Origin of the sequence: Microbacterium sp. (assembly GCF_011620715.1) — a bacterium.
Classification (GTDB): domain Bacteria; phylum Actinomycetota; class Actinomycetes; order Actinomycetales; family Microbacteriaceae; genus Microbacterium.
In genome coordinates this window covers 1-10,469 of sequence record NZ_WOYP01000098.1, presented here as the reverse complement: position 1 = coordinate 10,469, position 10,469 = coordinate 1, and the positions used below count along the sequence as shown (strand labels likewise).

Here is a 10,469-nt window from a genome sequence, read left to right as displayed (position 1 = left end):
GCTCTTCAGCGCAGGGCCCTCAGCGCGGGGCCCTTCAGCGCAGGACCCTCAGCGCGGGGCTCTTCAGCGCAGGGCCCTCAGCGCGGGGCCCTTCAGCGCAGGACCCTCAGCGCAGGGCGCCGACGCTGGCGAGGGCGAGCCGGATGAGACTGCCGCGTCCGCCCTCCATCTCGGCGGCGAGGGCGTCCGATGCGGCCTCGGCAGGCAGCATCCAGGTCACCTCGAGCGCGTCCTGCCGCGGCTGGCAGGTGCCCGTGACCGGCACGACGTACGCGAGCGAGACGGCATGCTGCCGGTCGTCGTGGAAGGCCGAGACGCCCGGCATCGGAAAATACTCCGCCACGGTGAACGGCACCGGCTGAGGCGGCAGCAACGGGAAGGCCATCGGACCCAGATCGTTCTCGAGGTGCCGGAACAGGGCGTCGCGGACGGTCTCGCCGTAGCGTACCCGGCCGCTGACGATCGTGCGGGTCATCTCGCCGAGCGGCGTCGCGCGCAGGAGGATGCCGACCTCGGTCACCGCGCCGACTCCGTCGGTGCGCACCGGGACGGCTTCGACATAGATGATCGGCATCCGCCGGCGGATCTCCGCGAGCTCGATGTCGGACAGCCAACCGGGGTTGGACGAGCTGTCGGGACTCGGCGAGCCGAACGACCCGTCCCCGAGAGGGTGTCCGCGCCGACTGTACGAGGCGCCGATGCCGTCGAGCGGATTCTGCGGCGTGCCGTCGTCGTCGCGCTCGTTGGGGTCGGGGTCGGGGGTTCGGACGGCCATGTCTCCTGTATACCTCAGCCACTGCGCGCATTACTCCTGCAATCTGCCCGAACCGCCCGCGCAGACGCGCGGAATTGCGCCGGCAGCGCCCGGTCCGCCGACAAGAATGCCGGAGTTATGGGCCGGTATGTCGCCGCACCGAGCGCGCACCGGCGACGACTGAGAGGATGGGCGCATGCCAGAGATCCCCGCCCTCGACCAAAGCGCCGCGCTCTGGTCCGCCGAACCCCCCGACCGCGCCGGGCGACCGGTGCTCGTGCTGCTGCACGGCTACGGATCCGACGAGCGCGACCTGTTCGGCCTCGTGCCCTACCTGCCGCCGGAGTTCGTGGTGGCGGCGGTGCGCGCTCCGCTGACACCGCCGTTCCCGGCGCCCGGGTTCTCCTGGTATCCCGTCGAGGGGCTCGATGGGCGCGGTCCACAGCACACGACGGATGCCGCATCTCTGGTGATCGCGTGGCTCGACGCGGTCGCGCCGGGCGCCGTCGTCGGACTGCTGGGCTTCTCGCAGGGCGCCTCGGTCGCGCTGCAGGCGCTGCGGCTGCAACCGGAGCGCTTCGCGTTCGCGGTCAACCTCAGCGGGTACGCGACCCCGGGATCGCTGCCGAACGACTCGGCCCTCGCCGAGCGACGTCCGCCGGTGTTCTGGGGACGCGGGACGCGAGACGACGTGATCCCGCCGTTCCTCGTCGAGCACACCGCGGCGTGGCTCCCTGAGCATGCCGACCTGAGCGGCCGGGTATACCCGGGACTCACCCACAGCGTCTCTGAGCAGGAGCTCGACGACGTACGCGTCTTCCTCGAGAAGCAGCTGGCCGAGATCGAAGCCGAAAACTGACCAGATGCGGCGGCATCCGTGAGGGCCCGGCAAGACCACGCTGCTCGGGGCCCGGCTCTGTCGCCGAAGCCGGAACACCGATACGTTTCAGGGGCCGGTCAGCACGGCACCGGGCTCGAGATTGGACCTCCATGCACGCGCAGCCGAACGTCGCGACGGAACGCAGAGTCCCGCTCCTCATCATCGTCGGGATCGTCGTGGTCCTCGCGGTGATCGTGGCGGTACTGCTCACGGGTCGTGGCGGCGCAGGAACGGCCGCGCCAGTGGATTCGGAGACCCCGGCCGCCGCCTCACCCTCGCCCGAGACCACCGCACCGCTCGACCCGCAGCTCGTCGCCCAGCTCGACGCCGCGCTCGACGAGTCGTTCGCAGCCTCCGGCCTGCCCGGAGTGATCGTCGGGCTCTGGGTCCCCGGACAGGGCGAATGGGTCGCCGCCCGCGGCACAGCCGAGCTCGGGGCCGACGACCCGATGACGACCGACAGCCAGCAGAAGATCGGCAGCATCACCAAGACCATCACGACCACGGTCGCCCTGCAGGTCATCGACGAGGGAACGTACGATCTCACGCTCGACGACACGATCGACCGTTGGTACCCGGACTTCCCCGAGGCCTCACGGATCACCGTGCGGATGCTGATGAACATGTCCAGCGGCGTGGGTGAGTCGGGCATCGCCCAGGTCGAGCGGATCTGCGCCGACCCGCACGCCGTCGCCGATCCCGAAGCCACCATCGCGATCGGCGCCGCCACGCCCCGCACGGGATTCGCGCCCGGCGAAGGCTTCACCTACGCCAACACCAACACGTTCCTGCTCGGGCGCATCCTCGAGCAGGTCACCGGCGAGAGCCTCGGCGATCTGATCGAGCAGCGGATCACCGAGCCGTTCGGGATGACCCGCAGCCGTTTCGCCGCGGACGGTCAGCTGCAGGCGCCGCTCACGCACGGCTACACGCTGTTCTGTCCCGGCATGCCGCAGCCGACCGACACCGTCGACTGGTCGAATGCGGAGAGCTGGGCCGCCGGAGGCATGGTCTCCACCCTCGACGACATCCACAAATGGGGTTCCGCCCTCGGAGCCGGCGCCGGGCTCTCCCCCGAGATGCTCACCGCCCGCTACGGCGACACCGCGCTGCCCCTGGACGCCGGCGGACTCGGCTATGGCCTGGGTGTCAGCGTGCACCGCGACCCGGCGACCGGCTGCCTGCTCGATCTCGGTCACACCGGCGCCGAGCCCGGCTACGGCACCAACCTGAACTGGTTCGCGACCACAGATTCCGTCTTCGTCGTCTTCAGCAACGGAGACGGCGGGACCGGCGAGCAGGTCTTCGATGTCGTGCGGGCCCTGTATCCCGTCTTCCAGTCGACGGTGACGGTCGCGCCGACCGAGCCGTGCGCCGGCTGATCGCCCGCTCCGCACCCTGACCGAACCCGCCCGGATGTCGCACCGACCGACGAAGATGGACGGGTGAGTGATGTGCTCGAGCGGTTCGGTCCTGCCACGCAGGACTGGTTCCGGGGCGCCTTCTCGGCACCGACGCCCGCGCAACTCGGCGCGTGGGATGCGATCTCGCACGGCAAGCACGCCCTCGTGGTGGCGCCCACCGGCTCCGGCAAGACGCTCTCGGCATTCCTCTGGGCGATCGATCGCGTGTTCCATGAAAAGGATGCCGCAGCGCCGGCTGCGGCACGCGAGAAGCGACGGGTCGCGGACTCACCCACTCGCATCCTCTACATCTCGCCCCTGAAGGCCCTCGGCGTCGACGTGGAGCGCAACCTGCGCTCACCGCTCGTCGGCATCGGCCAGTCGGCGCGCCGCCTCGGGATCACCGTGCCGAGCATCAGCGTCGGAGTCCGTTCGGGGGATACGACCTCGTCCGACCGCCGCAGGCTCGTCAGCGCGCCGCCCGACATTCTGATCACCACTCCCGAGTCTCTGTACCTGATGCTCACGAGTCAGGCCGGCGAGACCCTCATGAACGTGCACACGGTGATCATCGACGAGGTGCATGCCGTCGCCGCGACCAAGCGCGGCGCCCACCTCGCGGTCAGCCTCGAGCGGCTCGACGCGCTCCTGGAGAAGCCCGCCCAGCGCATCGGACTGTCCGCGACTGTGCGCCCGATCGACGAGGTGGCGCGATTCTTGGGCGGCTCGGCGCCGGTCGAGATCGTCGCGCCGCGGTCGACGAAGGCCTTCGACCTCACGGTGGTCGTGCCCGTGGACGACATGCTCAATCCGCCGCCCCCGCCAGGTGCCTCCGATTCGCCCACACGACCGGATGCCGCCGCCGAGGCCCCGATCGACGAGGACTGGTTCGGCGACGGCGGCACGAAGGCGCCCGAGCCGACCGAGATGACCGGGTCGCTGTGGCCGCACGTCGAAGAGGCCATCGTCGACCGCATCCTGCAGCACCGCTCCACGATCGTCTTCTCGAACTCACGGCGACTCGCCGAGCGGCTGACCGGCCGGCTCAACGAGATCTACGCCGAGCGGCTCGGCGCAGGTGTTGCGGATGCCGCCATCCCAACCGCGACGATGGCCGGCCTCGAGACGTCGCTGCGCTCCTCCTCGACCTCCGATTCGGTGGACGGCGCCGACCCGGTGCTCGCGAAAGCGCACCACGGATCGGTGTCCAAGCAGCAGCGGGCGCAGGTCGAAGAGGAGCTGAAGTCGGGCGCACTGAGGTGCGTGGTCGCAACCAGCAGCCTCGAGCTCGGAATCGACATGGGTGCCGTGGATCTGGTCATCCAGGTCGAGGCGCCGCCGAGCGCGGCATCCGGTCTGCAGCGCATCGGACGTGCCGGGCACCAGGTGGGCGAGGTGAGCCGGGCGGCGCTGTTCCCCAAGCATCGCGGCGACGTGCTGCACACCGCGATCGTCACCGAACGGATGCTGGCCGGTCAGATCGAGGCGATCGCGGTGCCGCAGAATCCGCTCGACATCCTCGCCCAGCAGACCGTCGCGGCGTGCGCGCTCGGCCCCATCGACGTCGAGGGCTGGTTCGAGAGCGTCAAGCGCAGTGCGCCGTTCCGCACGCTGCCGCGCTCGGCGTACGAGGCCACACTCGACCTGCTGGCCGGCCGCTTTCCGTCCGACGAGTTCGCCGAGCTGCGCCCGCGGCTCGTGTGGGATCGCGACAAGGGCACGCTCACCGGCCGGCCGGGCGCGCAGCGCATCGCCGTGACCAGCGGCGGCACGATCCCCGACCGGGGCCTGTTCGGCGTCTTCGTCGCAGGGCAGTCCCAGAACGCGCGGGTCGGCGAGCTCGATGAGGAGATGGTCTACGAATCGCGCGTCAATGACGTGTTCACGCTCGGCACCACGAGCTGGCGGATCGTGGAGATCACCCACGACCGCGTCAACGTCCTGCCGGCATACGGGCAGCCGGGCAAGCTGCCGTTCTGGCACGGCGACGGGCTCGGCCGACCCGCCGAACTCGGCGAGGCGCTCGGCCGGTTCTCGCGCGAAGTGTCGGCGGCCACGCCTGAGAAGGCCCGCGCGCGGCTGCGGGAGGCGGGACTCGACGACAACGCGTCGGTCAACCTGCTGGCGTACCTGGCCGAACAGCGCGAGGCGACCGGCACGCTGCCGACCGACAAGTCGCTCACGGTCGAGCGGGGCCGCGACGAGGTCGGCGACTGGCGCGTGATCCTTCATTCCCCTTACGGCATGAAGGTCCACGGTCCGTGGGCGCTGGCCGTGAACGCCCGCATCCGCGAGCGCCTCGGAGTCGAGGGCTCGGCGGTCGCGAGCGATGACGGCATCATTGCGCGGGTGCCCGATGCGACGGCCGAACCGCCGGGCGCGGAGCTGTTCGTCTTCGAGCCCGATGAGCTCGAGCAGATCGTGATCGACGAGGTGGGCGGCTCGGCCCTGTTCGCCTCGCGCTTCCGCGAGTGCGCTGCGCGCGCCCTGCTCATGCCGCGCATGAACCCGAACCGCCGCTCCCCGCTCTGGCAGCAGCGCCAGCGCTCGGCGCAGCTGCTCGAGGTCGCACGGCGATACCCGACGTTCCCGATCATCCTCGAGACGCTCCGTGAAGTGCTCCAGGACGTCTACGACGTGCCGGCTCTGCTGCGCATCGCCCGCAGCATCGGCGATCGCAGCATCCGTCTCGTCGAGACGACCACGACCTCGCCCTCGCCGTATGCGCGCGATCTGCTGTTCGGCTACGTCGGCGCGTTCATGTACGAGGGCGATTCGCCGCTGGCCGAACGCCGCGCCGCCGCGCTGTCGGTCGACCCCGCGCTGCTGAGCGAGCTGCTCGGCAAAGTCGAGATGCGCGAGCTGCTCGACCCCGAGATCATGGCGCAGTTCGAGCGCGAGGCGCAGCGCCTCGACCCCGACCGCCGCGCCCGCGGCCTCGAGGGCGTCGCCGACCTGCTCCGGATGCTCGGTCCGCTCGATGCCGAGGAGGTCGCGGCGCGCCTGGATCCCTCCGACGTCGCAACCTCGCGAGAGCATCTGGCCGAGCTCATCGACACGCGCCGGGCGATCCCGGTCACGATCGCGGGGATCGCGCGGGTCGCGGCGATCGAGGACGCCGGACGGCTGCGCGATGCCCTCGGCGCGGCCCTGCCGGTCGGCATCCCGAACGCGTTCCTGGAGCCGCTCGCCGATCCGCTCGGCGACCTGGTCGCCCGCTACGCACGCACTCACGGCCCGTTCACGAGCACCGCCGTCGCCGAGCGACTGGGCGTCGGCGCCGCGGTTGCGCGCCTCACGCTGCAGCGCCTCGAGGCGCAGGGGCGCCTGTCGAGCGGGTTCTTCCTGCCCGCCCCCTCGACAGCTTCGGGGACCGGGAACACGTCCGATGAGACAGAGTGGTGCGACTCCGAAGTGCTGCGGCGCCTGCGCATGCGCTCGCTCGCGGCGATCCGCGGCAGCGTCGAGCCGGTCTCGCCCGAGGCGTTCGCCCGGTTCCTGCCGGTCTGGCAGCACATCGCCCGTCCGCTGGACGGCATCGACGGCGTCGCGGCCGTGATCGAGCAGCTCGCGGGTGTGCCCATCCCGGCCAGCGCGTGGGAATCGCTCGTGCTGCCCGCGCGCGTCTCGGACTACACCCCGGCGATGCTCGACGAACTCACCGCGACCGGCGAGGTCATCTGGTCGGGGCACGGCGCACTGCCCGGGCGCGACGGGTGGATCGCGCTGCATCCGGCCGATGCGGCGCCTCTCACGCTGATGCCGCCCGAAGACGAGATCGTGGCGGGCTCGCTCGAGGAGCGGATCCTCAAGGCCCTCGCGAACGGCGGCGCCTATTTCGCCGCGCAGCTGCGCCAGCTCGCGGCTGCTCCTGAAGGACCGGCCGAGAACGAAGCGTCCGTCGTCGAGGCGCTGTGGAGCCTCACCTGGGCCGGGCGCGTCACGAACGACACGTTCGCGCCGGTGCGGATGCTGCTCGGAGGCGGCTCGCAGGCGCACCGCACGGCGCGCAAGGCTCCCCGTGCGCGGATGTACCGCGGCGCATCCGTGGGCCGCACGAGCACACCGCCCCGTCCGCCCGCGATCGGCGGACGCTGGTCGCTCCTGTCTGCGCCCGAGCCGGAGCCGACGCTGCGCGCGACGGCCGCCGCGAGCCTGCTGCTCGATCGGTACGGGGTCGTGACGCGCGGGTCGGTGCAGTCCGAGGGCCTGCCCGGCGGCTTCGCCCAGGCCTATCGCGTGCTCGCCGGCTTCGAGCAGGCCGGGCATTGCCGTCGGGGTTACGTCATCGAGAAGCTCGGCGCTGCGCAGTTCGCGGCTTCGCCCACTGTCGACCGGCTGCGCGAGTTCGCCGGGCTCGGCGATCCGCCCCCGCTGCGGACGTTCACGCTCGCGGCGACCGATCCTGCCAACCCCTATGGGGCCGCGCTCGGCTGGCCCGCCCTCGAGGGCATCACGCACCGGCCCGGGCGCAAGGCCGGCGGTCTCGTGGTGATCGTAGACGGATCACTCGTGCTCTACCTCGAGCGCGGGGGCAAGTCCGCCCTGGCATTCACCGACGACGAGGCGGTGGTGGCCGCGGCGGCGCATGACCTCGCCGCCACGGCGCGCGCCAGACGCCTGGCGACCCTGACGATCGAGCAGGTCAACGGGGCGTTCGTCTACGGCACCCCGGTCGGGCGAGCGCTGCGGGATGCCGGATTCGTGGAGTCGCCGAGAGGCCTGACGCTGCGCCGCACGACAGCGGGTGACACCCTGCGGGAGTCGGCGCGTGCCTGAGACCGGACCGTCGCCCGATGCCTGAGGGCGACACCGTCTATCGCGCCGCTCAGCGGTTGGACGAAGCGCTGGCCGGCACCGAGCTCACCCGCTTCGAGCTGCGCGTGCCGCAGGCCGCAACGATCGATCTGACCGGGATGCCGGTGCACCAGGTCCTCTCGCGCGGCAAGCACCTGCTGCACCGCATCGGCGACTGGACGCTGCACACCCACCTCAAGATGGAGGGCGAGTGGCACGTGTACCCGCGGGGCGGTCGCTGGCGCCGACCCGGCTTCACGGCGCGCGCCGTCGTGGGCAACGCCGAGTGGGACACCGTCGGCTTCGACCTCGCAGACATCACGGTCGTGCCGACGCGTGACGAGGAGCAGCTCGTCGGCCATCTCGGTCCCGACCCGCTCGGCGAGCACTGGGACCCCGCAGAAGCCGCCCGACGGCTCGGCGCCGACGAGCGCGCGGCGCACGTTGCGCTGCTCGACCAGCGCAACATCGCCGGGTTCGGCAACGAGTATGCCAACGAGATCCTGTTCGTCCGCGGCATCCTGCCGACGAGGCCGGCCACTCAGACGGATGCCGCCGCCATCGTCGATCTCGGCGCTCGCATGATCCGCGCGAATCGCGAGCGCTCGCGCCGAACGTTCACCGGCGACGACCGGCCGGGTCGGTCGACGTGGGTCTATGGGCGTGAGGGGCGGCCCTGCCGCCGGTGTGGAACGATCATCGTGGAGGGGTCGCTCGGGGCCGACCCGACACGCGAGCGCAACACCTTCTGGTGCCCGAACTGCCAGACCTGACAGGGAGCCTCCGGTTGGCGCCGGCCCGCGCATCCACGGGAGGATGGACGCACCGAAACGACAGGGAAGTGATGCCCGTGGGCACGACCGTCTTCGAACGACAGCGGCCGGCAGCATCCGTCATCCGGCGCAGTCTCGCCCAGACCCGCCAGAGCGTCTTCTGGCTCGACGACGTGCCCGATCAGCCGCAGCGGCCCGCGCTGCGCGGGCACCACGACGTCGACCTGGTGATCGTCGGCGGCGGGTACACCGGCCTGTGGACCGCGCTGCTCGCGCGGCGGCGCGACCCCGACGCGCGCATCGCGCTGATCGAGGCCAAGTCAGTCGGGTGGGCGGCATCCGGTCGCAACGGCGGATTCTGCGAAGCGAGCCTCACGCACGGACGCGACAACGGACTGAGCCGCTGGCCCGACGAGATCGACCAGCTCGACCGCCTGGGCCTGGCCAATCTCGACGCGATGGGCGCCGACATCGCCGAATGGGAGGTGGATGCCGACTGGGAGCGCGTGGGCGCTCTCGCCGTGGCGACCGAGCCGCACCAGCTGGAGTGGCTCGATGACTGGGCGCAGGATGCCGCGACGCGGGGCGAGCAGGGCGTGATCCGTCTGGACCACGCCCAGACACAGGCGGCCGTCTCTTCGCCCGCCTACCTCGGGTCGGTGTTCGAGACGCATTCGAACGCGCTGGTGCACCCGGGCAAGCTCGCGGCCGGCCTCGCCCGCGCGGCCGAGGAGCGCGGCGTGCAGATCTTCGAGCACTCGCCGGTGCGCCGCCTGAACACGTCCGGCAACGGCGGCAACGCCGGTGCGGGTGTCGAGGTCATCACCGACAGCGGGCGCATCTCGGCGGGCAAGGCCGTGCTCGCCACGAACGTGTTCCCCTCGCTGCTGCGGCGCAACTCGCTGATGACCGTGCCGGTGTACGACTACGTGCTGATGACCGAGCCGCTCACCGCGCAGCAGCGCGCGGCGATCGGCTGGAACGATCGGCAGGGCCTCAGCGACCTCGCCAACCAGTTCCATTACTTCCGGCAGACCGTCGACGGCCGCATCCTGTTCGGCGGGTACGACGCGGTCTACCACTATGGCGGGCGCGTCCGCGCACAGTACGAGAACCGACCCGAATCGTTCGAGAAGCTCGCGAGCCACTTCTTCACGATGTTCCCGCAGCTCGAGGGGCTGCGGTTCACCCACCGCTGGGCGGGCGCGATCGACACGTGCTCGCGCTTCTGCGCGTTCTACGGCAGCGCGCGCCACGGCAAGGTCGCGTACGCGGCCGGGTTCACCGGTCTCGGCGTGGCCGCGACCCGTTTCGCGGGCGAGGTCATGCTCGACCTGCTGGGCGGCATCCCGACCGAGCGCACGTCACTGCGCATGGTGCGCGAGAGGCCGCTGCCGTTCCCGCCCGAGCCGGTCGCAGCCCTGGGGATCAACATGACGCGCTGGTCACTCGACCGCGCCGACCACAACCGCGGCCGCCGCAACGTGCTGCTGAAGACCCTCGATGCGCTCGGGCTCGGGTTCGACTCATGATCGCCTGCTGAGCCGAGGGCCGTCGACCTGGTCGAGGCGCGCACGTACGAGCGCCGTCCTGACCGCGACCCCGACCGGGCATCACGGCGCCGATGGTGACGCCCTCACCGGCATCCGTGGGCAGGTGAACGTCACCATCCCGCTCACGACCGCCGCAGGTGTCGACGAGCAGCCGGCACTGCTGAGCGGGTACGGACCCGTCGACACCGGCCTCGCCCGCTGCCTGATGGCCGAGGCTCCTGCGTGGAACCTCGTACTCGTCGACATCTCTACCGGAGCCCCGGTCGCCGTCACCCGCTATCGCCCCTCGGCGGAAGTGCAGCGATTCGT

6 protein-coding genes and 1 pseudogene are annotated in these 10,469 nt (G+C 71.2%); 6 read left to right on the top strand and 1 reads right to left on the bottom strand.

All coding sequences use genetic code 11. From position 1 onward, the window contains the following. Positions 1-106 precede the first annotated feature (106 nt). The gene (locus QZV84_RS09730; protein WP_292828927.1) at positions 107-775 is read right to left on the bottom strand and encodes a DUF4916 domain-containing protein; all 669 of its coding nucleotides are present in this window, start codon (positions 773-775) and stop codon (positions 107-109) included. A 175-nt stretch (positions 776-950) separates the two neighbouring features. On the opposite strand from QZV84_RS09730, the gene QZV84_RS09725 reads away from it, so the two are divergent. The 6 genes and pseudogenes from QZV84_RS09725 to QZV84_RS09700 all read left to right on the top strand — a co-directional run. Then, positions 951-1,613, top strand: a complete 663-nt coding sequence (locus QZV84_RS09725; RefSeq protein ID WP_292828925.1) for an alpha/beta hydrolase-fold protein — start codon at positions 951-953, stop codon at positions 1,611-1,613. Between the two features lie 131 nt (positions 1,614-1,744). Further along, positions 1,745-3,016 (top strand): serine hydrolase domain-containing protein, encoded by a 1,272-nt coding sequence (locus QZV84_RS09720; RefSeq protein ID WP_292828923.1) that lies wholly within the window; start codon positions 1,745-1,747, stop codon positions 3,014-3,016. A gap of 63 nt (positions 3,017-3,079) precedes the next feature. Next, positions 3,080-7,816 carry an ATP-dependent helicase gene (locus QZV84_RS09715; protein WP_292828921.1) on the top strand — a complete coding sequence of 1,579 codons (4,737 nt, stop codon included), beginning with the start codon at positions 3,080-3,082 and terminating at the stop codon, positions 7,814-7,816. Between the two features lie 17 nt (positions 7,817-7,833). Next, the gene (locus tag QZV84_RS09710) at positions 7,834-8,607 is read left to right on the top strand and encodes a DNA-formamidopyrimidine glycosylase family protein (RefSeq protein WP_292828919.1); all 774 of its coding nucleotides are present in this window, start codon (positions 7,834-7,836) and stop codon (positions 8,605-8,607) included. A 77-nt stretch (positions 8,608-8,684) separates the two neighbouring features. Then, the gene (locus QZV84_RS09705) at positions 8,685-10,139 is read left to right on the top strand and encodes an FAD-dependent oxidoreductase (protein WP_292828917.1); all 1,455 of its coding nucleotides are present in this window, start codon (positions 8,685-8,687) and stop codon (positions 10,137-10,139) included. Between the two features lie 124 nt (positions 10,140-10,263). Continuing rightward, positions 10,264-10,469, top strand: a pseudogene (locus QZV84_RS09700) (HNH endonuclease); the annotation flags it as partial.

Coding starts and splice junctions, on each gene's coding strand:
- QZV84_RS09730 (WP_292828927.1), bottom strand. CDS start 775: ATGGCCGTCCGAACCCCCGACCCCGACCCCAACGAGCGCGACGACGAC.
- QZV84_RS09725 (WP_292828925.1), top strand. CDS start 951: ATGCCAGAGATCCCCGCCCTCGACCAAAGCGCCGCGCTCTGGTCCGCC.
- QZV84_RS09720 (WP_292828923.1), top strand. CDS start 1,745: ATGCACGCGCAGCCGAACGTCGCGACGGAACGCAGAGTCCCGCTCCTC.
- QZV84_RS09710 (WP_292828919.1), top strand. CDS start 7,834: ATGCCTGAGGGCGACACCGTCTATCGCGCCGCTCAGCGGTTGGACGAA.